The organism is Fictibacillus sp. 7GRE50 (assembly GCF_015903875.1).
GTDB classification, from domain to species: Bacteria; Bacillota; Bacilli; order Bacillales; family Fictibacillaceae; genus Fictibacillus; species Fictibacillus phosphorivorans.
The window spans coordinates 643,758-666,150 of the sequence record NZ_JACZDW010000003.1 but is presented as its reverse complement, the minus strand read 5'-3'; the positions used below and the strand labels follow the sequence as shown (position 1 = coordinate 666,150).

The following is a 22,393-nucleotide window of genomic DNA, read 5'->3' as shown; positions in this document are numbered from 1 at the left end:
TTGATGGAATTAAGTAAGCGTATACACTAAGCCAAATAGTCTGAAAGGAGGACTATATCATGTCAGTTACTATAAAAGATGTAGCAAAATTAGCAGATGTTGCACCCTCAACCGTTTCAAGGGTAATCGCGAATAATCCTCGAATATCAGAAAAAACAAAACGAAAAGTAAAAGAAGCGATGGACTATCTTGGCTATCATCCAAACTTTAATGCGAGAAGTTTGGCAAACCGAAGCACGCAGGCGATCGGACTTGTCATGCCTAGTTCTGCTGACAAAGCCTTCCAGAATCCGTTTTTTCCAGAAGTAATCAGAGGCATCAGTACCATTGCACATGAGCAAGAATACGCTCTATACATGTCGACTGGAAATACAGAAGATGAAATATTTGAAGGTGTTGTTCGAATGGTACAAGGACGTCGAGTGGATGGTATCGTTATGTTGTATTCACGTGTAGATGATCGGATCATGTGCTACTTACAAGAACAGAAATTTCCTTTCACGGTAATCGGAAAGCCGTTTAAGAACGCTGAAACAATCACACATATAGATAATGACAACTTCAAAGCTGCTCAAGAAATGACTGAATATCTCATATCACTTGGTCATGAACGAATCGGGTTTGTAGGTGGAAATTTAAATCTAGTCGTAACCATTGACCGGTTATTAGGCTATGAAAAAGCGATCCGAAATGCGGGTCTGCCTTATAAAGATGAGTACATCGTTCATGAGGAGTTCTTAAAAGAAGGCGGGCAGGAAGCAGTTAAAGAGCTCCTCGCGCTAAATGAGCCTCCGTCAGCACTTCTTGTTATTGATGACGTTATGTCCTTCGGTGTGCTGAGCACATTAAACGAGTTAGGAGTGAGCGTACCAGATGACATCTCATTACTAAGTTTCAACAACGTTATGCTATCTGAACTCTCATCACCTTCACTAACATCAGTAGACATCAATATCTTTAAACTTGGTTATGAAGCGGCTAAGGGACTTCTAGAATGTATTCAATGTCCAGAAAAAGAAGCAAAACGAGTAGTCGTACCTTTTCAATTGATCGAAAGGCAGACATGCAGTAAAGTTAGCGAAAAGTAATGATCTGCCTATGGAACGAGCTGTCAGGTGGAGACTCCTTATGGCGTGTAGCGGCTGGAGGCTCTTCGCATCCCCATGGAAAACGTGTTACCTTGAGTGGAACGATAGCAACAAAATATACAAAAAAAGCCTCAAGAAGATTGTTGAAATCTTCTTAGAGGCTTTTTTCTTTAAGAGCATTAATAACAGGTAGGATAGGCTGTTTACTTTTACAAGAATAAAAATTTTTAAACGGGTCACCTACATCGTTTATACGATCGATGATGGTGGTAAGTGGAAATTGCTCAGGCTTTAATGCGGCATTCACTTCTTCCCAGTATAAAGGAGTGGCAACTAAAGCATCATCATTTCCTCTAACAGAATAGGGAGCAATGATTGTTTTGCCTTCTGCGTGTTGAATATAATCAATGTAACAACGGTTGCCTCTGTTCTTTTTTAAACGTTCAATCGTAAACCATTTCGGCTCTCGTTCGATTAAATAATGGGCTAGAAACTCTGTGAATAGTCGTGAGTCTTCGAAGGTAACAGCTTGTTCAGGTAACGGAATGTATATCTGCATGCCTTTATTACCGCTTGTTTTGATAAATGTAGTGAGATGTAACTTGTCACACACTTCTTTTATCAAGAGCGCAGCTTCGACGGAAAGATGAAATTCCTTTCGAGATGGAGGATCTAAGTCCATCACGATCTCAGATGGATGACTATTCTTAACTGTTCGGTATGGAATATGAAACTCAAAGGCAAGCTGGTTTCCTAGCCAAAGTAGTGTAGGTAAGTTATTACAAACGATATAATTAATATCTTCTTCTATACTCGTATGTACATAGTGTGGAGCATAATCAGGACAATTCTTTTGATAAAAGCGCTCCTCACCAACTCCATGAGGATATCTGATTACCGTTAAAGCCCGGTCTGTTAAAAAAGGCAGCATATAAGGTGCAATTTGGGTTAAATAGTTAATATATTCGACTTTTACAATTTCGAGATCTGGCCAAAGTGGTTTGTTAGGGCTTGTTAATGTTACGATCTCGTTGTTTACGTTGAGATCTACTTGTTCTTTTGTAGACTTTCCCATGTACAATCCTCCCAATTTGTATCAAAACGGAATGAAACAAACCTTGGCTGTCTCAATTGATTTTTATATAGTTCTAAATAAGAAAGTTCTACGCAGATTGACGGCTCTATTAAAATAAGAGACCCGTTCTTGCTGGCAATATTTTTCTTTATAATTTGTATTAAAGCTTCCTTCTCTTGAGGGGAAATGCCATGAGAGAATAACCCCACGAATTGAACAGAACGATCTTTAATAACGCCAACGTGAAAAAAACCGTTCTCTGTATCGTAACCTAATAAAATAAATGGATGGAATTTAAGATTTTTAACTTTGATCCATTCGTTCGTTCGGATGCCAGAAGACCATTTACTATAAAGCTTCTTCGCCACAATTCCTTCGCTATTACTTCCTTTCACATCCTCCATGATTTTAGATTTTTCAGAAGTGAAATTGATAAAATTAAGACGACGATCCTGTGATATTTTAATGTTAGAAATACCTGTAGTCTGAAGCAGTTTCAGCAATTTTTCTTTCCGATCCAAAAAAGGTAGTGTATTCATATATTCATTCTCTATCGCCAGCAGATCAAACGCGCAAAAAGAAGAAGGATATTGTTTAGAAGCTATCACAATTTTATCGAGCTGTTTTAGTCTGCCTCTTTTTTGAATCTGTTCAAAGTTTGCTTTATTTTCATTTTCTAGAATACATAGTTCTCCATCTAAAAGTATGGGGAACAAGTCTTTAACTTTATTTTCGATCGTTTTAAGGTGATCTACAACCTCAGGAAAAATGGTATGCAGAGGATGACCATTTCTAGATGTCATGATAACATTCGCGTGATCCCAATAAAGTAAACATCTAAAACCGTCGTATTTCACTTCATATACCCAATGACTCTCTTCCGGCAATTCGTTTGAAAGAGAAGGGAGCATGGGCTTTAAAAAGTGTTGAATCATGAACTAGCTTTCTTCTTTGCAGATGTTTTTTTCTTCTTAGGTTTTGGTTCATCCGCACTTTTACTGTTTTTAGACGAGGTATCCTTTGTTTTCTTATTGTTATCAGTCGATTCTTTTCCTTTACTCTCATTGATGGAGGCCTGAAGTGCTTCCATAAGATCTACGACATTTGTTTTTGGCTTTTCTTTAGCAACTTTCACTTCATCACCAGAAATCTTGCTGTTGATCAATTCGAGAACCGCTTCACGATATTCGTCTTCATACTTTTCAGGCTCAAACGGAGCAGTTAATTGTTCAATTAGCTGTTTAGCCATCTCAACTTCTTTTTCATTTAATGACACTTCATCTGTTAAACCAGGAACATGGTCAACATTTCTTACTTCGTCCGGATAAAAGATAGTTTCTAGAACTAAACCGTTCTTGTACACTCGAACAGCTGCAAGATGTTCCTTTGACCGAAGTGTGAATTTAGCAAGTCCGATCTTTCCGGTTTCTTCCATAGCTTTTTTCAAGAGTGCGAAAGATTTTGTCCCATTCTCGCCAGGTCCAACGAAATAAGAACGATTATAAAAGATAGGATCAATCTCTTCTAATTTAATAAAATCAATGATCTCGATCGATTTATCAGATACACCTGCTAATTCATCAAGTTCTTCTTTCTCAACAACTACGAATTTACCCGGTTCATACTCATAGCCTTTAACGATTTCTTTTGAATCCACAGTCTCTTCACATACATGGCAGATTTTTTCATACTGAACAGGACTATGGCACTTTTCATGTAAATATCTCATCTTAATATCTTTATTCTCAGTTGCGGCAAACAGCTTGATCGGTATATTCACAAGACCAAAGCTAATCGCACCTTTCCACATCGTGTGCATCATGACCATCCTTCCAAACTCATTTACAAATAGTTTCTCCAGACGTATCAACATCATGTATATTTTTCCATAGTTTATACAGATTTCGACAATGCATTGTAGAAACATGTAATATCATTCATAATGAGAATAGAGATTTTCAATAGGCTCTTTTCTAATGATTGTTGCTTTTGATTTCGACTAATAACGCATCATTGACAAGTTGTTTGTAGCATAAGGTTCGAGACTCTTATGGGACGAGCGGGCAGGTGGAGACTCCCCGCACGCCCCATGGAAGGCGAGCAACCTTAGAGCGGAAATCAACAACTATCGAAAGCAACAATGAAAACGAAAACAGCCGCTTTCAATAAAAGGGTGATAACATTGGATAGCAGTACAAACATACAAACAAATACAGAACTTGCTCAATTCTTGAAGATGCAAAAAACAAGCATTGTTGAAAAATGGCTGGAGAACGTACTGTTGCCTCAAAATGACCCTTTCTTTGAAGAAGTGAAAAAGAACGGCCATCAAACAATCATAGAATTAATAAACTATTTAGAAACAGGGTCACTCGAAAGGCTAAAGGCTTTAACAAGCAAGATTGCCAAAGAAAGAATCGAAGCCAAAGCGAACGTAGGCGATTTCGTTCATAACATCAACGTTGGACGAAGCATCGTTTATGAACTTTTAATGTGTTCACTTTTAAATGATCAATTAAAAGGTGATGGGGTATTAAAGATGCAGCGGTATTTTGATCAGCTCGTCTTTTTGAGTGTAAAAGAATACACAGCACTTAAGGATTCAATTATTGATCGGAAAAATCAGTTCATTCAAGAGATGCATCACGATCGATTAACGATGCTTGGGCAGATCGCTGCCAGCTTTGCTCATGAATTTAGAAATCCGCTGACTTCAGTTAAAGGATTTATCTACCTTCTACAAAAGGAATTAAATAAAACAGATCAATCAGAGTATTACTTTGAAATTATTCAAAATGAGATGCAGAGTCTTGAAGAAAAGATTACGCAATTTTTATATTTATCAAAGATGAGAGGCTTAGAAGATAAGCTTGAAAAAGTTTCTTTATCATCCCTCTTGAAAGAAATGCTTAATTTTATGTATCCGCGTTTTACTGAAGCGAATATCGTAACCATCTCACAAGTTGAAAATTCCGTATATACCGAAGGAGACAGTTCACAGATCAAACAAGTGTTATTAAATATTCTAGTGAATGCAGTCGAAGAATTGAGCGGTTGGAACGGTGAGAGAAAGATTAAAGTATCACTAAGGGAAAACGAAGAAAACATGGCAGAATTATCAATCTGCAATAATGGTAACCCGATTCCTGATTATTTACTCGAGAACGTGTTTGAACCTTTTGTTACGACAAAGTCACTTGGAACAGGGCTTGGGCTTTCTGTGTGTAAACAGATCGTTGAAAAACATAATGGTACGATTGAAGTATCTTCAACGAAAGACGATACTTGTTTTACGATTAAATTTCCAATCATCTAAACGGTGATGATAAATGTTGAATAATGAACAAAAAAAGCTCCCTTTCAAAAGGGGGCTTTTCCTATCTTTAAAGATGATCAGGTTTTTTAGAATAAGGTTGTTTTCCGTTTTGTTTATTTTCAAGCTCTGCTTCATTTTTCATTTGATTCATAGCTTGATTATCTGCTGGTCGTTTATTATTGTCTTTCGTATTACGGTGTGTCATAAATATCCCTCCTGATTCTAACATCTGTCAGAAGGGGTTCTATTATTCATCATGTTTTAAGATACATTTTTAGGTGTATTTAAGAAGAATAAAGCAATTGTTCCTGGCCCTGCATGAGCGCCTATCGCACAGCCGATCATGGTAACTAAAATATTTTTGTTTCCTGTTTCTTCAATGATTAAATCTTTTAATGCTTTCGCCGTTTCAGTATCATCTGCATGACTGATGCCGATCGTTATGTCATCAAGAGAAGAAGCTCTTTCCTTCATGATTTCTACCATGCGTCCTAAAACTTTTTTCTTTCCACGCAGTTTTTCGAGTGGAAACAGTTTTCCGTCTTCCATATGAAGAACAGGTTTTATTTTTAAGAGTGTTCCCATGACTGCAGCCGTTTTACTCACTCTGCCGCCGCGCAATAAATATTCAAGGTCATCTACGGTAAAAATATGTTCAAGATGGTTTTGGTAATGTTGAAGGGTTTGAAGGATTTCATCAAAAGATTTTCCTTCCTTCGCTTCTTTAGCAGCTTCATGCACCATTAATCCATATCCTAATGATGCAGATTGGCTATCAAAGACTTCAATCTGAGCGTTTGGAAATTCTTCAAGTACTTCATTTTTCATAAGAACAGCTGTCTGATAGGTTCCGCTGATTCCTGAGGACAAAGTAATATAAATGGCAGGTTGGCCATTCCTTGCAAATGAAGTTAATGTTTCTTTAATAATAGATGGAGGGACTTGAGCCGTTTTAGGAACAGCGCCTTCCTTCATATATGTATATAACTGTTTTGGTTCGATATTAGATCGATCTAAATACTCTTCATCATTTACTTGAACGATTAAAGGAAGCATAATAATCTCGTATTCATCCAAAAGCTGTTTAGGTAGATCAGATCCTGTATCGGTTATTATCGTAGTCATTATTGTTCACCTGCTTGGCTTTTTTCTATAGTTTAACTTGTGATGGAATGAAAAGGCAATAATCATGTTTAAAAAATAGCTCTTATGACTATTGACGCGGGGTATCTTTATCTGTTAAAAATGAATCTTGGATTAATGAAAAAAGGAGGGACTCTCACTTATGTCAGAACGTTTTCGCTTAAGCGACTTAGGTATAACTGAACTAAAAAAGATCTTTTTTATCATTGTAGGAGCCCTGCTTAATGCCGTATCTCTTAACATGTTCTTAATACCGGCAAAAGTTTATGCTAGTGGATTTACTGGGGTTTCCCAGTTGATTTCATCCTTACTCGTTAACACTGCTTTCCCGATCAGCACTGGTATTTTGTACTTATTGTTTAATATTCCTGTTACGATTTTAGGCTGGCTGAAAGTAGGAAAATCTTTTACGGTATATAGCTTCTTGAGCGTTATCATGATCACGGCATTTCTAGAGATCATACCCATAACCGTTGTTTCTTCTGATATTTTGCTGAATGCTGTGTTCGGCGGAGTTATAGCAGCTTTAGGTGTAGGTGTTACCTTAAAGTATGGGGCTTCAACAGGTGGACTTGATATCATCGCTATGATCTTATCAAGAATGAAGAACAAACCGATCGGTGGTTATTTCTTTATCCTAAACGGCTTGATCATCCTCGCTGCAGGTTTCCTATTTGGATGGGAGAAGGCGTTATATACGCTTGTAGCTCTCTATGTATCATCTCGTGTTATTGACGCGGTACATACGCGTCACGAAAAGCTTACGGCGATGATTGTTACTAAGAAGGGGAATGAGATCCAAGAAGCCATCCACGGTAAGATGGTTCGAGGAATAACGATCGTACCAGCAAAAGGAGCTTTCTCTAAGCAAGATAAAGAGATGCTTATCATCGTTATCACACGATATGAACTATATGATTTAGAACAGGTTCTTAAAGAAGTTGATCCGAAAGCCTTCACAAATATCGTGCACACAACGGGCATCTACGGCTTCTTCAGAAACGACTGAGGGGGGGTCTGACCCCACACAATTACAAAACTTCACTTTTGTACACACGGTATGGACAAGGTCCATACCGTGTGTTTTTTTGCGAATGTTTTCAATAAAATCACCATATAAAGGTAAGAATGAAAGTGAGGTGATTTGTTAACATGAAGCCATATAAAACGACCGTTATAGTCTTTCTAACCTTTTGTGCGGTTATTTTTCTAATGTCAGCTTGCAGCAAGGAAAAGGAGAAGCCTAAAGAAAAACAAGGTGAAGTAGCTTCTCAGCTTAGTCCCGTTCTATCCATCCAACAAAGAAACGATGGCATTGATATACTAGCTGTTCTCGAGAACCAAAGCAATCATACAGTAACTTTATCATTCAACAGTTCCAAGATGTTCGATGTTTCTATAGTGAATTCTTCAAGTAAAGAAGTTTTCAGGCATTCTAAAGGGAAAAACTATGAGAAAAAACAAGAGGATGTACAGATAAAAGCAGGAGCAAGTCACATTTGGAAAACAAAGTGGAAACTTTCTGCTGCAAAAAGAAAAGCCGGAATCTATAAAGTGAACGCAACCTTTCTACCGAATGAGATCTCACCTGGTTCATTGAAGACTGAGAATGTAACAGTGAAAGAAACGCTCACTCTTCAAGGAGGAACTGGAGAACTGAGAAATAATTCTTTTCGAAACATACACTTTTCAGGAAAAGACGGTAGTTACAAAGTTTCAGGAGAGGCGAGAGTATTTGAAGCATCTTTTGGCTATTCAGTATCTGATGGTCATAACGTTTTTATTGAAAGACATGAACAAACAGCTGAAGGTGCACCAGCTTGGGCTCCATTCTCGTTTAACATTAACATTCCAGAGGAAGATTTACCTATAAACGGCACCCTCATGCTTGAATTGTATAACTACAATCCTAAAAATGGGGGAAAATCAGATACACTAGCGGTGCCGCTTCAATCATTCAAATAGACGTTAGTCATGCTTACAAGTTTTTAACAACAAAAAAACCAGCCTAATCTTATAGGCTGGTGTGAACATTTAAGCATTCTCTTCTAATGCTTTTTGAATTTCTGGCATTAATTCGTTCCAGTCACTGTCGTTCGTTTTATTTACTGTAATAAAGTTTTCAAAACCAAAAATTGATTCTACGCCATCAATGGATAAAAGTGCTTTTGCTAGAGGTGAATCTGAATCATCACCTACGCGTGCAGAAAGTCTTCCTTCTAAAAATTTCTCTGAACCATCAAATTTAATTGCGTTAGGATTAGGTGTTGGTTGGATTGAAAATTCTACTGCCATTACAAACACTCCTTCAAAGTATAGTATTAAAAATGAAATGCATATCTTTTAGAGATGATATCATGGAAATCCAATGAATTATACAGATGCTTCGTAACTGAGTTATTGATACCCGTTTCGAGTTCAATGGATTTAATGCCATCTCTTTCGGCCCAATAGATCAAGTGTAGCAAAATTTTACGTGCGATTCCTCTGTTACGGTGTTTTTCATGTACATAAAGCTCATTTAACCAAAGATATGGTCCACCGATACGAAGACTTACTCCCAAGTTGAAGAAGGCTAGTCCAATCACGGAATTTTCTTCTTCGGCAATGATAATTCCGCTTTTATCTGGGTTTTCAAGTGCCATCTTAATACCAGCAAACGTTCTGGATTTCTCTTCTGGTTCACCGTCCATCGTACGCTGCTGTAAGAATAAATGCGCAATTTCTTCAATGATATGAGATTCAGCTTCATTCGTTACACGATATATTTTCATACAATGCCCCCAAAATTACTCTAAAACATAAGATATCCGCTCACAAACACATTATAACAAAAATAATGAGAGTTTGACGTTTGATAAAAGGTAATTTCTTTCGAATAGTTTAAATAGAGAGATTTAAAAGAGGAGATGAGTAAGAAATGAAGACTCTTGTTTGTTTTGGAGACAGCATCACTTCAAAAGAAAAGAGTAAAGATGGCTCACTTAGATTAACTTCCCGTTTAAGGCAAGAACTAACCGAATGGGTAGTTATGAATGCTGGAATACCTGCAGAAACAACGAGAGCTGCTCTAGTTAGACTACAAGATGACGTTCTAAGGCATCACCCTGATTTTGTAACCATTCTTTTTGGCGCGAATGATTCAAGCGATCATAGACTTATTCCATTAAAAGAGTACGAAAAGAACCTGACTTACATGGTAAATAAAATTGGGGCAGAAAAAGTGATTTTGATCAGTCCAGCTCCTGTGTTTGAGAAACAGCAAATGGCACGCACGAATGATAGAATGAAAAAGTATGCACAAACGGTTAAAAAGGTAGCGAAACACGAGGGAACATCATATGTACCTTTGTTCGAAACACTAGTGGAAAAGAACATTCAAAAATACGTGATAGATGATGGTCTTCATTTTAATAAATTCGGATATGAAGAATTAAGTGAACTTGTGCTAAGAAAAATCAAAACATTGACAGCCATTACATTCCCAAAAAAACAGCTTTCTCCGTGAAAAGAGAAAGCTGTTTCTAGTTCTAGTTTAGGCGATCGGGATTGTCTTCCAATAAGCTTTCAGCGTCTTCTAAACTTAAGCCAGTGGCTTGTGTAAAAGATTGAGGCTGACCTGACTCTGTATGTTGGTTTTCTGCATGTTCAGATGTAGGATTGACAGAAGACGAAACACCAGCGTGGCCATCCAATTCTTTTTGGAACTCAGCCAACTGAGCTCGCTCTGCATCAGACGAATTAGCCATTGCAGAAGAAAGAGCATTCTGTGCAACTTCCTTGTCATGACCAGAAAGTTCAGCATGAGGGGCATGTTCACTGTTAGATATCTTGTTATTTAAATCATGTGTGGAATGTTGTACCTTTCCAACAGCCTGTTGAACAGCATTTCTTGCGATTTGAAATAATCTGTTTGCCATCGTTATATGCCTCCTAATGAATTTCTTTCTTCTTTTTCACGTTTGCGATCTTGTTGCTCATCTTTACTGAAAGCCATAGTTGTTTCCTGACTTACCATATCGGCTCCTTGCTTAGTTGCTCGTTTGGAACGACTCTTTTTACTCATTTTAAATTCCTCCTTTTCTCCCGTATCTTTAGTTTTTACCGTAAGAAGTACAATATGTAGCTAAAAGCTTCAAACGTTTTAAAAAAGAAATGGAAAAAAAGATCTCCAGCTGACATTCAGCAGAAGATCTTTATCGTGATTAAACAAGTTTTAATATATTTTTTAAGTAATGAGCAATACCTTCTTCTTCGTTTGTAAGGGTTACATAATTCGCTCGGGATTTAAGCTCATCGATCGCATTTCCCATTGCCACTCCATGCCCTGCGTATTCAATCATTTCAAAGTCATTGTCTTCATCGCCAAAAGCTACGATCCGATCTTGTGGGATGTTGTAGTATGCAGCGATTTTTTCTAGGCCAGAGGCTTTGCTGATACCAGAACGAATAACCTCTATAATATTCCATGGAGCTGCCCAAACTCTTTGGTCGACAACTTCGGCATGCTCCTTTTCAAGCATCGCTCTTAACTCTGGAATATGATGATCCTCTGGATGAACAAGAATTGCGGTAGGGTCATCTTTCAAGGTTTTATGAAGGTCGCCAATTTGAAGAGGATTTTCATTCATGATGAAAGTATTAACAATCACTTCATCAGGTTTTTTTAAATATACATCATCAAGAACCTCGACCATAATATTCTTAACTTTAAACGTCTCACAGGCTGAAATGATACGTTTAGCAACGTCAAGTTCAAGTGGGGAATGGTGAATTCCGAAACTTGCATCATGTGGGTGATGAACAAAAGCACCATTAAAGTTCACAATGGGAGTGTTAAGTTCTAGCTCCTCATAATACATGTTTGAAGAACGAAAAGGACGACCAGTAGAAATACAAACATGGTGACCATGATCGATCAATTGAAAAAGTAGTTCTTTTGTTTTTCTAGGAATTTTTTTCTCATCGTTTAATAAAGTTCCGTCAAGATCTAATGCAATTAAGTAAGGTTGTGTCACGAAAGTACCTGCCTTTTTTAGGATGCTTATATAAAGTGTATTATTTTACTTACAAAAAGTCTATTCATACAGGGCGTCTTTCATGAAAAAGAAACATGTCTCATGATAAGATGGAAAAAAAGAGAAAGAGGAGATACACACATGGTATGTATACAAAAAGGAACGATCGGCGATATTCCTTTCTTACTTGCGGAAAAAAAAGAAAATACAGGTAAACCGTTGCCGCTTTTTATTTTCATACACGGATATACGAGTGCAAAAGAGCATAATTTACATTTTGCATATTCACTAGCTGAAAAAGATTTTCGAGTCATTTTACCAGATGCACTTCATCATGGTGAACGAATCGTTGCAAACCCTCCTAAGTCGATGGAGTATGATTTCTGGAATATCGTTCAACAAGGTATTCAAGATGTGAACAATATAATGGATTGGGCAAAAGAAAACGAATTTGTTTTGGAAGATCAAATTGCGGTAGGTGGAACTTCTATGGGAGCTATCATTACTTACGGTTCACTCGTAAATAACCCGATGATCAGTGCCGGATGTGCACTCATGGGAACACCAGCTCATCAAAAGTTTGCTAAATGGCAGATCGAAAGAATTCAGAAGGCAGGTTACGATATTCCTCTTACACTAGAAGAGCTTGAAGAATCAATTTCTACATTGAAGGATTTCGATCTTACATTAAATCTTGAAAAGCTTAATAACCGTCCATTATTCATTTGGCATAGTGAAGCTGATGCAGTAATACCATATGAGTTTGCAAAACCTTACGTACAAACCTTAACCGAAAAGAATAGTTCATCGGTGTATATGAACGACAAAACCTCCGGACACAAAGTTTCACGTGCTGCCTATTTAAACGCAGTAGAGTGGATTGCACAACAATTGAAAGTAAAAAAAGAAACGGTGTAAAGATTACCCCGTTTCTTCAAGCTTAAGCCTATATGTTCTTTTTGGCTGATACATATGGTCGATTTCGTCAATTTGCTTTTGTAGAGAATGCATGATGCGAAGGGACCAAACTCCCTGTTCGTTAAATTCTTCTGGGATGTCGGTTATGGTTACTTTATAGCCGGATCGGTGGTAATATTCATAAGAAACCTTCATTCGATCAACATCCTTTCCATAATTTAAAAAAATAATAACAAAGAAAAAGATAAAAGTAAACTGAAAAGTGTATATATTCTGAAAATTAAAGGAGTGGGAATTTTGCCAGTCACAAAAAGAACACCACTACCTATTGCTGAGGCAGTAAATAAAATCATGGAACACACCCGTCTATGGGAAATTGAAAAAGTTTCAATCATGGAGTGTGATCATCGAATATTGGCAGAGGATCTTACAGCTACCCATGATGTTCCTCCTTTCAATCGGTCACCATATGATGGTTTCGCAATTCGTTCTGAAGATACGAAACATGCATCACTGGATAACCTCATTACATTAAATGTTGTAGAGACGATAGGGGCAGGACAAGTTGCAATGCGTGAAGTGAAGAGCGGGATGGCAGTTCGCATTATGACAGGTGCACAAATCCCGGATGGTGCTGATGCAGTTATCATGCTGGAACTAGTAAAAGAGCTTGTTAACGATAGCGAAAATCAAATCATCATAAAACGATCTGTTAAAAAGGATGAAAACATTTCCTTTCAAGGGGAAGACACACAAAATGGAACACTCTTAGTAAGAGCAGGAACAAAAATCACTCCAGGAATAGTAGCGATTCTCTCAACGTTTGGTTATCACACCGTTTCTGTGTACAAAAGACCTATCGTAGGTATTCTTTCAACAGGAACAGAACTTCTCGACGTAAAGGAAGAACTGCAGCCAGGAAAAATAAGAAACAGCAATGCCTACATGTGTGCAGCACAAGTTAGAGCGATGGGAGCAGAAGTAAAGCTCTATCAACATCGTGAGGATAACTTTGATTCTTTATATAAAAGTATTAAAGCAGCACTGCAGGAAACTGATGTTTTGATCACAACAGGTGGTGTATCTGTTGGTGATTATGATTTTCTTCCGGAGGTATACAAAAAGCTTGGTGCAGATGTTCTTTTTAATAAAATTGCCATGCGTCCAGGCAGTGTTACTACCGTTGCACGTTATGAAGATAAATGGCTTTTTGGCCTTTCAGGAAACCCGTCAGCTTGCTTTGTTGGAGCTGAACTTTTTGTAAGACCTGTAATTTTAAAAGGAATGAACATGTTAAAACCACACTGCACAGTTACAAACGCAATGCTTTCGAGTGATTTTCCAAAGCCTAATCCGTTTACTCGATTTGTTAGAGCTGTATTAACTGAAGTAGGCGGTGGAAACATCGTAAAGCCTGCTGGCCTTGATAAATCAAGCTCAGTTTCCTCTTTAGTAGAGGCAAACTGTCTAATTGTTTTGCCTGGAGGTACAAGAGGTTTGGAAAAAGGAAACGAGGTTGGTGTAATCACATGGCACGGCGAAGGGAGCGAATGGCCGTGGGATCACCCGTTATTCTCCAAGTCGTCGGTTATCAAAACAGTGGAAAAACAACACTAATAAAAAAATTGCTCAAAAGGTTGGCGGAACTCCATCTACAAACAGGAGTGATTAAGCATCATGGTCACGGAGTTCGGGTAGATCATAATGATTCTGGAAAAGATACAGAGCAACATCGAAGCGCCGGTGCGCATGTAACATGTGTGATTTCATCTGAGAACTCAATATTGACTATGAATTCAGAATTACCATTGAATAAAGCAATCGCTATATACGAAACCCTTGAAATGGATTGTATTCTAATAGAAGGTTATAAAAATATACAATTTCCACGAGTCGTACTTTTACGAAACGAGGCAGAAGATATTGATCTATTGATTCATTCTCTTGATGTGATCGCAACGATCCATTTGAACAAGTCTTTAGCAACACCAATTCAGAGAACAGGCAGTCCTAGTCCCAGATTTACAAGGGATGATGAAAAGAAGTGGTTGGATTGTATAGTAACATACATCATTCAAGAACATCGCAAGGAGAGTGGGTCATGAAAAGATTTAATATCACGGAGAAGTCTATAAACAATCAAGAAGTCATTGATCAAGTGGTCCATCACAATGCAGGTGCCATTTCTGTCTTTATCGGTACGGTTAGGGAAATGACTGGAGAAAAACAAACGAAGTTTCTTCATTATGAAGCATATGTACCGATGGCAGAAAAGCAGCTTGAAAAAATCGGAATAGAGATTCAAGAAAAATGGCCGAATGCGATCACGGCTATAACACATCGAATCGGAACCCTCCAAATATCTGATATCGCGGTTACGATTGCTGTATCTACTCCTCATCGGCAAGATGCATTTGAAGCAAGTCGATATGCAATTGAGCGTATCAAGGAAATAGTGCCCATTTGGAAAAAAGAGCATTATGCAGATGGAGAAGAGTGGGTAGGCAACCAAATAGGTACAAAAACTTATCCTGCTGGACACCCAGATGGAGTGAAGAAATGATGATAAAAATTTTATTGTTTGCAAATTTGGCGCAGCAAGCCGAAACAGAAAGAGTTGCTATTGAAGTAAAATCTCCTCTTTCTGTAGAAGAAGTAAGAAACATGCTTCAAAATCAAGTCGGAAAACTATCTGGAATCGAAAATGCACTCGTTGCTGTAAATGAGGAGTATGTAGATTTAACGGATCAAGTAAACGATGGGGACACGGTTGCTTTCATACCACCTGTTAGTGGGGGTTAATGACTAGTGATTGTTAAAAACCGAGAAGTATATTTTGAAAGTAGTTGATTTGAGCGAAAATCAATTTGCGTATGTAGAGAACTAGAAACATGCAAAAGCAAAAAACTTATAGAAAAAAATGAAGGAACCTGCCTGACTCGTTACTCCGTAGGTTCCTTTCTGTTTTGTTCAAAACAAGATAAACAGAGATTTTGATTATTTACGATGTGACCTTGAAAAAAACCGTCCACACAATATAAATTTTTAGCGCAGATTGCACAGTTCCCTACAAGTTCCTTCATTCCTTCATCTCCTTCGCTTTAAACGGTTTGATTTTTTCATTCGAGGTAACGCTGATGAGGGCTGTTTACGTAGCCATTTTAAGAATTTTTTTAGTTCTGGCGCATCTCTTAACTTTTCAACCGTGTTGTAAAGTAAAGCTAGCTCAGAATTTGTATACAAAAAGTGAATCTGCTTATGACAAGGGATACATAGGTTTGCGGTGGCAGAGAATCTGCCGCCTTCTTCTTTAGGTATTAGGTGATGAACGGTTAATTCGAGTGGTTCTCTTCTACAAAGCTCACATGTACCTTTCTCCAAGGTTTTTCACAATCCCTTCAACTTAGAATATCTGTCTATAGATATATGTACCATCTTCTTTTCCTTTGAATAGGATGTGGTAGAAGGAGGGGGTAATATGTATCCGCAACCATATCCGTATGGAGGATCACAAAATTTTGGTGGGCAATCGGCGGGAATGGGTCGATCCCCATTTAAAAAAATGTATAAAACATGCTTAAAAAACAGAAATCAGCATGTGCAATTAATGTTGATGGATGGTGCAACTTATACAGGATTTATTGAATATGTCGATCAACAAAACGTTTATTTTGCTATCCCTTATGTAGAAGAAGCTCAAGAAAATCGCAACTCAGAAGCGCAATATGATGTAAGAGGATATCAGATCTATCGATGTATGTTTCCGCTTCATGCTGTGGCAGGAGTAAACGGAGCGTTTTAAGGGAAATTTTGATGGAATCCTTCTTTTTTTAGCAAGAGTTATCAGTGTAAGCGCGGGTAACCTATAGAAGAAAGGAGGGTACATCAACGTATGGGGCAAAATAAACATTTTAAACATGGCCAGAAAGCACCAAATAACGGGATGTATGTAGAAATTGGTGAAACAGGAAGTATGGTAAATGATCCGCAGCAGGTCCATTTATCAGCCGGTGACCGATTTCCAGAGACAACGAATCATAACAGAGTTTGGACATATAAAAGAAAGCCATAGCAAAAATAAAAACCCGGTAACTAACCCGGGTTTTTATTTTATATTTCTTCGCTTTTTGCTGGTAATAACTCACCAAGAATAGAAATAATGACTGTAAATACTACTCCAAAAATACAAGCTGTTACGAAATCGAATGTTCCGCCTTGCATTGAAACGAGCACATAAAAAATCATATTACTTAATAATAAAGACCATATTAACGTCCAAATATAACGCATGCCACATTCACCTCTTTATGTAAACGAATTCTTTACCCTTCTGTATAGTAACAAAAGTTGAGATAAAGGGAAAGATTCTTTGTGTAAATAATCGATCAATAATCCATAAATGTTAGAAATTTTCATAAATTGTTCAAGCTTAACAGGATAAGGAATGAGTACGAAGAAGAAAGTACATATAAAATAGACATTAATATTCGGAGGGATGAAAGATGGAAGAAAAGTTGGATGAATTGAAAGCGTTAGAAGAACAAGAAGAAAAGAATTTGACTTCTGAAGGAAAACAAACGTTAGAACAATTGAAAAAAGAACTTAATTCTTAGGCAGATAACTTTAGCTAATTTGTTTCCCCTGCATACATTGGTTAAGAAAAGCGAATTCGAGGGGAGAAATGTGAGTATCGACAAACGCACTTTCCAGATAGACAATCAATGGAATATTATACACCTACCGAAGCAGCCGAACGGTTTTGGCGTCATGATCATCGGCGATTGCAGTCATTATGTAGATGAGCATACAAGTCTTTGGAAACAAAACACTGAACGTGCAAATCTCATTCAAGCCCTCAAAAATCAAGGATATACCATCTTTTATTCTAACTTATACGGAAGACATTGGGGCAGTCCGAGAGCAGTCATTCTTGCAAAGCGACTATACCACTATGTTATGAAGCATGAAATATTAAACCCGAATATTCATTTGATCGCAGAGGGTATGGGATCACTTGTTGCACTGCAGCTTATGGAGGATATGGAAAAAAATATTCGCTCCGCCTTATTTATAAACCCTTGTATAGACCTGCAGCATCATTTTAATCATGAAAGACAGAACCGGTTATTTTTTAAACGGCTGAAAAGAGAAATTATTTCTGCTTACAACTCCGAAGAAGATATTGATTCATTTATAGATAAACTACCTCAAACAGAACAACTTACAGCGAAAACTCCTGTTCAGATATGGCATGCGGCACGCGGTGTTGCATTTAATTTTAAAGAACACAGCAGGCCATATGAGAAGAGAAGACAAGAGATTGATGCGCCTATATCATTATCTATTCATGTACCTGAAGCTACGTTTAATCCGGCAAGGGCCTTTCAAGAATATTTTAAAAACCATGAAAAAGTGTTATAGAAACTCCATTACCGTAGTACGTGATGGGGTTTTTGTGTGCAAAAAAAGTATCGTATTCTCTCGAGTATCACCATAGGATAGTAAGAGGAGAAAAATGGACTGGAGGCTCTTACATGAAAAAGGCATTTGTAACAGGAGCGGCAGGGTTTATCGGTTACCATTTGTGCAGCCGTTTGTTGGATGAAGAAGTGGACGTCGTCGGCATTGATATGGCAGAATCTCCAGACCGGATTGATTTTATTGCACGTCATGCCGGATTTCAATATCTTCCTTATGATATTAATGAAACGGATCTTCAACCACATTCAAACGGCTGCGATGTTATTTTCCACCTAGCTTGCTCAGTCAAACCAACAGCACCGTGGGCGAATATTGAAGATGAAGTGCAAAGAAACGTATCCGTTCTTAAAAAAGTCGCTTCATTAGCTAATAGTGAAACAAAATTAATTTATGTATCTTCCTATGATGTATATGGTAAAAGACAGGGTGATGTTTTGGAGACTTCACCAAAAAATCCAGAATCCCTTTTTGGTCTAATAAAGCTAACGGAAGAAAATATCGTAAAACAACTTGCTGAACAGCATGATTTTCCGTTCGTAATCATGAGACTTCCTACTGTCTATGGACCCGGACAGCCCGAACATCATACGTACCAACAGGTGATTTCAATAGAGGACCAAGACCAGAATAGGAATGATTCAATCTCCAAAGATTCTGTTACAGAAGACGTATTGTTCGTTGATGACGCAGCTGAGGCATTATTCTTGGCAGGTAAATCAACCGCGAAAAATGAGATCTATAACATATCTAGTGGCAACCAGGACCAATGGATAGAAGGATTAACAGAATTAAAAGCAGATCAATTAACATTTAAAGAAAAAAGAAAGATGCGGATTAAAGGTGAAAAAGCGGAGACTGAGCTCGGGTTTCGTGCGAAAACGAAAATAAAAGAAGGCATCATGAAACAAATAATGCATTTTAGAAATAGAAACAAAAAATCAAAGCCGAATTCTAAAGAGATTTAGCTAAAAAAGGTGGTCCTGAAGATTTTTGGGAGCACCTTTTTAGATGTTTAGGGAAGTTTACGGACTAAATGAATGGTAGTGGGGGATAGGGTATTTTGTAGTTTATCATTGTCGAGGTTTGTCGCCTCGCAAGTAAATGAGAAAAGCTCGCTAGTTTATTGCAAAAACTCGCCGGAATAAGTTTCACATTTCTAGGATTATTTCAAAAATTTCTTGAATTAATTGTATGGATACCCTAGCCAGTATAATCGAAATCATAGTTGGCTTGAAAATTAATCACAAAACGTTTTATCCACCGAACATTTTTCTTTATAATAGAAAATGGGTTAAAAAGCGTTTACATAATGTAAGGGAGGAACTTAAGAAGATGGATACAGAACGCAATATGAAATTTATGCAGATCGCTATGTCACATCTGCCAGAAGCACAAGCTTTTTTAGAGAAAAAAGGAATTGAGCTTGGCATGGAGGATGTGCAGCCGATGCTTCAGCTTTTGATGAACGTAATGAACGATGCATACGAACTTGGAAAAGAAGAGGGTAAGTAAACAAAGAAAAGCCAACCAGCTCGGGTTGGCTTTTTTTACTTCTTCTTAAACGCAGAAAAGATAGGTGAGATCTGTTGTGCGACTTTTACTGATTGGTCGATAACAGCAAAAATTTTATTATAGTCTAGAGAACCTTCCTGCGTTCGAAAAGAATGTAGAAATGGTCGAGGCATCGGTTGATGAAACGGTGGTGCCGGCATGCCTCTGAATCCAGGGCCGCCAAAATGTTGAGGTGGTGGAAACCCTTGCTGCATATGCTGCTGGTTTTGGCCCATTGGAAAACGTCCAGGAAACTGCGGAGGATACATTGGTTGCTGTCTAGCTTGAGGATTATGCATGTTGAACCACTCCTAATATCAATTTCACTAAACTTACATTTTTCTTCCATACAGGATATGCCCTACGGCTTATATTGGTGAAAAGAAAAGAACTTTAACTAGACAAAATATAAGAGATATCATAAAATTAGTACCAGGTCATAATATTTGATTATAAAGATTCTACAATTACTTCTTTCCTTTTAGGAAGTAATAAATTGTAGTTGCAAGTTGCTCACCTAAACGGGAGCGATGGAAAAGATTTTCATTGAAAATAAACTAAAGCCAAAGGGGTAATGTTATGAATGCAGGAATCATAGGGATGGGAAGTTATATCCCTGAAAAAATTCTAGCGAACTCCGACCTGGAAAAGATGGTTGATACAAGTGACGAGTGGATTCGAACTCGAACAGGAATCGTAGAACGTAGAATTGCAGACGAATCGATGACAACGTCTCATATGGCTAGATTTGCAGCGGAAGAAGCAATAAAAGATGCTGGCATCTCTGCAGAAGAAATTGATCTAATCGTGGTCGCAACCGTTACACCAGACAATCCATTCCCATCAGTAGCATGCCAATTACAAGAATCACTAGGTGCGAAGAACGCCGTAGGTATGGATGTAAGTGCAGCATGTGCAGGATTTATTTATGGTTTGGTGGTAGGAAAGCAATTTATTGAAACGGGAACATATAAAAATGTTCTAGTCGTTGGTGCTGAAAAGCTATCTAAGATAACAGATTGGAAAGATCGTAATACAGCTGTGCTTTTCGGAGACGGAGCTGGAGCTGCTATCCTTTCAAATGTTAGTGAAGGTAGAGGCATCCTTTCATTTGAGCTTGGTTCAGACGGAACAGGAGCAAAACATTTGTACCAAGACGAATTTATCCATATGAACGGCAGAGAAGTTTTTAAATTTGCTGTGCGTCAAATGGGTGAGACTTCATTAAATGTTGTTCATAAAGCAGGTTTGACGAAAGAAGACGTTGATTTCTTAATCCCGCATCAAGCGAATATAAGAATCATGGAAGCTTCACGAGAACGTTTAGAGCTTCCGAAAGAAAAAATGGTCATGACGATTGACAAGTTTGGAAATACATCATCTGCTTCAATACCAATGGCATTAAAAGAAGCCCTGAAAGATGGTAGAATAAAAGAAGATCATACAATCGTACTTGTTGGATTTGGTGGAGGACTAACCTGGGGTGCTGTTGCGCTTCGTTGGGGACGATAAATCATCAATTACAACAATGTGTACAAAGGAGAGTTGGTTTTACAATGAAAAAGAGAGTAGTCGTAACCGGTCTAGGAGCCGTAACACCTCTTGGAAACAGCGTAGAAGAAACATGGAAAAAGATTGTTGAAGGTCAAAGTGGTGTAGGTCCACTTACAAGAAGAGATAAAGAAAAGTTTCCGGTTAAAGTTGCTGCAGAAGCAACAGAATTTAATCCGGAAGATTTTATGGATAAAAGAGAAGCACGCCGTATGGATCGTTTTACGCAGTTTGCGGTAGCAGCATCTATTATGGCTGTTAAAGATGCGAATTTAGATATCACGGAAGAAATTGCACCTCGCGTAGGAGTATGGATTGGTTCTGGTATTGGTGGAATGGATACTCATGAAGAACAATTCCGTATTTTTGAAGCGAAAGGTGTAAGACGCGTTAGTCCATTTTTCGTACCGATGATGATTCCGGATATGGCATCTGGTCAAGTTTCAATTACAATTGGTGCTAAAGGTATGAACTCATGTACCGTAACGGCTTGTGCATCAGGTGCAAACTCAATCGGAGATGCATTCAAAGTGATCCAGCGCGGAGATGCAGATGTAATGGTTACAGGTGGAACAGAAGCACCGATCACAGACATGGCACTAGCAGGATTCTGCCAAGCAGGAGCACTATCAACGAATCCAGATCCAAAAACAGCTAGCCGTCCGTTCGATAAAGACAGAACTGGATTTATCATCGGTGAAGGAGCTGGGATTCTAGTTCTAGAAGAATACGAATTTGCGAAAAAACGCGGAGCTAAAATTTACGCAGAAATCGTAGGGTACGGAGCTACAGGTGATGCTTATCATATCACTCAACCTGCTCCAGGCGGTGAAGGCGGAGCACGTGCCATGAGACAAGCTGTTGAAGATAGCGGTCTAGCTCCAGAAGAAATCTCTTACATTAACGCGCATGGTACAAGTACGGATTACAACGATAAGTTTGAAACAGCTGCCATTAAAGCTGTGTTTAACGAGCATGCTTATAAGATTCCGGTCAGCTCTACAAAATCAATGACAGGCCACTTATTAGGAGCTGCAGGTGGAATTGAAGCAATCTTCTCTGTAAAAGCGATTCAGGAAAGTATTCTTCCTCCAACAATTAACTATGAAACACCAGATGAAGAGTGCGATCTAGATTATGTTCCAAATACGGCAAGACAGGCAGAAGTGAAAGCTGTTCTTAGTAACTCACTAGGTTTCGGTGGACATAATGCATCATTAGTCTTTAAAAAAATAGAAGAATAATTCGTTGT

General features: G+C 38.1%; 31 protein-coding genes. 17 read left to right on the top strand and 14 right to left on the bottom strand.

Annotated elements, in window-relative coordinates; genetic code table 11:
- Window positions 1-59 precede the first annotated feature (59 nt).
- Window positions 60-1,088 (top strand): LacI family DNA-binding transcriptional regulator, encoded by a 1,029-nt coding sequence (locus IHV12_RS14640; RefSeq protein WP_197127500.1) that lies wholly within the window; start codon window positions 60-62, stop codon window positions 1,086-1,088.
- 154 nt (window positions 1,089-1,242) lie between these two features.
- On the opposite strand, the gene ligD is transcribed toward IHV12_RS14640, so the two are convergent.
- Genes ligD through IHV12_RS14630 form a run of 3 tightly spaced genes read right to left on the bottom strand, consistent with a single transcriptional unit; the run spans window position 1,243 to window position 3,982 of the window.
- Window positions 1,243-2,163, bottom strand: coding sequence for a non-homologous end-joining DNA ligase (gene ligD, locus IHV12_RS22705; RefSeq protein ID WP_231619414.1), 921 nt, complete (start codon window positions 2,161-2,163; stop codon window positions 1,243-1,245).
- Entirely contained in the window at window positions 2,136-3,098 is a 963-nt protein-coding gene (locus tag IHV12_RS22700; RefSeq protein ID WP_231620745.1) for an RNA ligase family protein, read from the bottom strand. Before IHV12_RS22700 ends, ligD begins: the two co-directional genes overlap by 28 nt.
- Window positions 3,095-3,982, bottom strand: a complete 888-nt coding sequence (locus tag IHV12_RS14630) for a Ku protein (protein ID WP_197191358.1) — start codon at window positions 3,980-3,982, stop codon at window positions 3,095-3,097. Before IHV12_RS14630 ends, IHV12_RS22700 begins: the two co-directional genes overlap by 4 nt.
- Before the next feature lie 363 nt (window positions 3,983-4,345).
- Between IHV12_RS14630 and IHV12_RS14625 the strand changes: the two genes are divergently transcribed.
- Window positions 4,346-5,479 (top strand): histidine kinase N-terminal domain-containing protein, encoded by a 1,134-nt coding sequence (locus IHV12_RS14625; protein ID WP_197127501.1) that lies wholly within the window; start codon window positions 4,346-4,348, stop codon window positions 5,477-5,479.
- 67 nt (window positions 5,480-5,546) lie between these two features.
- Here IHV12_RS14625 and IHV12_RS14620 read toward each other — a convergent pair whose 3' ends face one another.
- Both IHV12_RS14620 and IHV12_RS14615 read right to left on the bottom strand, forming a co-directional pair.
- Entirely contained in the window at window positions 5,547-5,684 is a 138-nt protein-coding gene (locus IHV12_RS14620) for a DUF3941 domain-containing protein (protein ID WP_197127502.1), read from the bottom strand.
- A 56-nt stretch (window positions 5,685-5,740) separates the two neighbouring features.
- A complete protein-coding gene (locus IHV12_RS14615; RefSeq protein ID WP_231619416.1) occupies window positions 5,741-6,604 on the bottom strand; it encodes a DegV family protein in 864 nt (287 codons plus the stop codon).
- A gap of 160 nt (window positions 6,605-6,764) precedes the next feature.
- Here IHV12_RS14615 and IHV12_RS14610 point away from each other — a divergent pair, with 160 nt between their 5' ends.
- Both IHV12_RS14610 and IHV12_RS14605 read left to right on the top strand, forming a co-directional pair.
- A complete protein-coding gene (locus IHV12_RS14610; RefSeq protein WP_197127503.1) occupies window positions 6,765-7,631 on the top strand; it encodes a YitT family protein in 867 nt (288 codons plus the stop codon).
- Window positions 7,632-7,774: 143 nt separating this feature from the next.
- A complete protein-coding gene (locus tag IHV12_RS14605) occupies window positions 7,775-8,587 on the top strand; it encodes a BsuPI-related putative proteinase inhibitor (RefSeq protein ID WP_197191286.1) in 813 nt (270 codons plus the stop codon).
- A 69-nt stretch (window positions 8,588-8,656) separates the two neighbouring features.
- On the opposite strand, the gene IHV12_RS14600 is transcribed toward IHV12_RS14605, so the two are convergent.
- Together IHV12_RS14600 and IHV12_RS14595 are read right to left on the bottom strand one after the other, a co-directional pair.
- The gene (locus IHV12_RS14600) at window positions 8,657-8,917 is read right to left on the bottom strand and encodes a NifU N-terminal domain-containing protein (protein ID WP_066393044.1); all 261 of its coding nucleotides are present in this window, start codon (window positions 8,915-8,917) and stop codon (window positions 8,657-8,659) included.
- A 26-nt stretch (window positions 8,918-8,943) separates the two neighbouring features.
- Window positions 8,944-9,396, bottom strand: a complete 453-nt coding sequence (locus tag IHV12_RS14595; RefSeq protein WP_197191285.1) for a GNAT family N-acetyltransferase — start codon at window positions 9,394-9,396, stop codon at window positions 8,944-8,946.
- Window positions 9,397-9,542: 146 nt separating this feature from the next.
- Between IHV12_RS14595 and IHV12_RS14590 the strand changes: the two genes are divergently transcribed.
- The gene (locus tag IHV12_RS14590; RefSeq protein WP_197191284.1) at window positions 9,543-10,130 is read left to right on the top strand and encodes a GDSL-type esterase/lipase family protein; all 588 of its coding nucleotides are present in this window, start codon (window positions 9,543-9,545) and stop codon (window positions 10,128-10,130) included.
- A 22-nt stretch (window positions 10,131-10,152) separates the two neighbouring features.
- Here the strand turns inward: IHV12_RS14590 and IHV12_RS23090 are convergent, their stop codons facing one another.
- The 3 genes from IHV12_RS23090 to IHV12_RS14575 all read right to left on the bottom strand — a co-directional run bounded on the left by IHV12_RS23090 (window position 10,153) and on the right by IHV12_RS14575 (window position 11,640).
- Entirely contained in the window at window positions 10,153-10,542 is a 390-nt protein-coding gene (locus IHV12_RS23090; protein ID WP_197127508.1) for a DUF3813 domain-containing protein, read from the bottom strand.
- 2 nt (window positions 10,543-10,544) lie between these two features.
- A complete protein-coding gene (locus IHV12_RS14580) occupies window positions 10,545-10,688 on the bottom strand; it encodes a hypothetical protein (RefSeq protein ID WP_186320544.1) in 144 nt (47 codons plus the stop codon).
- Window positions 10,689-10,827: 139 nt separating this feature from the next.
- The gene (locus IHV12_RS14575; protein WP_197127509.1) at window positions 10,828-11,640 is read right to left on the bottom strand and encodes a Cof-type HAD-IIB family hydrolase; all 813 of its coding nucleotides are present in this window, start codon (window positions 11,638-11,640) and stop codon (window positions 10,828-10,830) included.
- Window positions 11,641-11,742: 102 nt separating this feature from the next.
- Between IHV12_RS14575 and IHV12_RS14570 the strand changes: the two genes are divergently transcribed.
- Complete coding sequence (locus tag IHV12_RS14570) at window positions 11,743-12,558, top strand: prolyl oligopeptidase family serine peptidase (protein ID WP_197191283.1); 816 nt, start codon at window positions 11,743-11,745, stop codon at window positions 12,556-12,558.
- 3 nt (window positions 12,559-12,561) lie between these two features.
- On the opposite strand, the gene IHV12_RS14565 is transcribed toward IHV12_RS14570, so the two are convergent.
- Window positions 12,562-12,753 carry a hypothetical protein gene (locus IHV12_RS14565; RefSeq protein WP_153238689.1) on the bottom strand — a complete coding sequence of 64 codons (192 nt, stop codon included), beginning with the start codon at window positions 12,751-12,753 and terminating at the stop codon, window positions 12,562-12,564.
- A 102-nt stretch (window positions 12,754-12,855) separates the two neighbouring features.
- Between IHV12_RS14565 and IHV12_RS14560 the strand changes: the two genes are divergently transcribed.
- From IHV12_RS14560 to moaD, 4 genes are read left to right on the top strand one after another with little or no spacing between them, the layout of a single operon-like run.
- A complete protein-coding gene (locus IHV12_RS14560) occupies window positions 12,856-14,175 on the top strand; it encodes a molybdopterin molybdotransferase MoeA (RefSeq protein WP_197191282.1) in 1,320 nt (439 codons plus the stop codon).
- Window positions 14,088-14,663, top strand: a complete 576-nt coding sequence (gene mobB, locus IHV12_RS14555; RefSeq protein ID WP_370568811.1) for a molybdopterin-guanine dinucleotide biosynthesis protein B — start codon at window positions 14,088-14,090, stop codon at window positions 14,661-14,663. Before IHV12_RS14560 ends, mobB begins: the two co-directional genes overlap by 88 nt.
- The gene (locus IHV12_RS14550; protein WP_197191280.1) at window positions 14,660-15,121 is read left to right on the top strand and encodes a molybdenum cofactor biosynthesis protein MoaE; all 462 of its coding nucleotides are present in this window, start codon (window positions 14,660-14,662) and stop codon (window positions 15,119-15,121) included. Before mobB ends, IHV12_RS14550 begins: the two co-directional genes overlap by 4 nt.
- Entirely contained in the window at window positions 15,118-15,360 is a 243-nt protein-coding gene (gene moaD, locus IHV12_RS14545) for a molybdopterin converting factor subunit 1 (protein ID WP_231620743.1), read from the top strand. Before IHV12_RS14550 ends, moaD begins: the two co-directional genes overlap by 4 nt.
- 285 nt (window positions 15,361-15,645) lie before the next feature.
- On the opposite strand, the gene IHV12_RS14540 is transcribed toward moaD, so the two are convergent.
- Window positions 15,646-15,939 (bottom strand): HNH endonuclease, encoded by a 294-nt coding sequence (locus IHV12_RS14540; RefSeq protein ID WP_197127514.1) that lies wholly within the window; start codon window positions 15,937-15,939, stop codon window positions 15,646-15,648.
- 97 nt (window positions 15,940-16,036) lie between these two features.
- Here IHV12_RS14540 and IHV12_RS14535 point away from each other — a divergent pair, with 97 nt between their 5' ends.
- Window positions 16,037-16,360: a hypothetical protein gene (locus IHV12_RS14535; protein WP_197127515.1), complete on the top strand. Its 324-nt coding sequence runs from the start codon at window positions 16,037-16,039 to the stop codon at window positions 16,358-16,360.
- Between the two features lie 90 nt (window positions 16,361-16,450).
- Complete coding sequence (locus IHV12_RS14530) at window positions 16,451-16,630, top strand: YjzC family protein (RefSeq protein WP_137789873.1); 180 nt, start codon at window positions 16,451-16,453, stop codon at window positions 16,628-16,630.
- 38 nt (window positions 16,631-16,668) lie between these two features.
- Here the strand turns inward: IHV12_RS14530 and IHV12_RS14525 are convergent, their stop codons facing one another.
- On the bottom strand, window positions 16,669-16,848 hold the full coding sequence (locus IHV12_RS14525) for a YjzD family protein (protein WP_197127516.1): 180 nt from the start codon (window positions 16,846-16,848) through the stop codon (window positions 16,669-16,671).
- 393 nt (window positions 16,849-17,241) lie between these two features.
- On the opposite strand from IHV12_RS14525, the gene IHV12_RS14520 reads away from it, so the two are divergent.
- The 3 genes from IHV12_RS14520 (at window position 17,242) to IHV12_RS14510 (ending at window position 19,551) form a co-directional block, all read left to right on the top strand.
- Window positions 17,242-17,979: an alpha/beta hydrolase gene (locus IHV12_RS14520; protein WP_197127517.1), complete on the top strand. Its 738-nt coding sequence runs from the start codon at window positions 17,242-17,244 to the stop codon at window positions 17,977-17,979.
- Window positions 17,980-18,092: 113 nt separating this feature from the next.
- The gene (locus IHV12_RS14515; protein ID WP_197191279.1) at window positions 18,093-19,004 is read left to right on the top strand and encodes an NAD-dependent epimerase/dehydratase family protein; all 912 of its coding nucleotides are present in this window, start codon (window positions 18,093-18,095) and stop codon (window positions 19,002-19,004) included.
- 367 nt (window positions 19,005-19,371) lie between these two features.
- Window positions 19,372-19,551 carry a ComZ family protein gene (locus IHV12_RS14510; RefSeq protein WP_197127519.1) on the top strand — a complete coding sequence of 60 codons (180 nt, stop codon included), beginning with the start codon at window positions 19,372-19,374 and terminating at the stop codon, window positions 19,549-19,551.
- Window positions 19,552-19,586: 35 nt separating this feature from the next.
- Here the strand turns inward: IHV12_RS14510 and IHV12_RS14505 are convergent, their stop codons facing one another.
- The gene (locus IHV12_RS14505) at window positions 19,587-19,889 is read right to left on the bottom strand and encodes a YppG family protein (RefSeq protein WP_197127520.1); all 303 of its coding nucleotides are present in this window, start codon (window positions 19,887-19,889) and stop codon (window positions 19,587-19,589) included.
- Window positions 19,890-20,169: 280 nt separating this feature from the next.
- Between IHV12_RS14505 and IHV12_RS14500 the strand changes: the two genes are divergently transcribed.
- Both IHV12_RS14500 and fabF read left to right on the top strand, forming a co-directional pair.
- Entirely contained in the window at window positions 20,170-21,102 is a 933-nt protein-coding gene (locus IHV12_RS14500; protein ID WP_197191278.1) for a beta-ketoacyl-ACP synthase III, read from the top strand.
- Window positions 21,103-21,146: 44 nt separating this feature from the next.
- The gene (gene fabF, locus IHV12_RS14495; RefSeq protein WP_144701151.1) at window positions 21,147-22,385 is read left to right on the top strand and encodes a beta-ketoacyl-ACP synthase II; all 1,239 of its coding nucleotides are present in this window, start codon (window positions 21,147-21,149) and stop codon (window positions 22,383-22,385) included.
- Window positions 22,386-22,393: the final 8 nt, after the last annotated feature.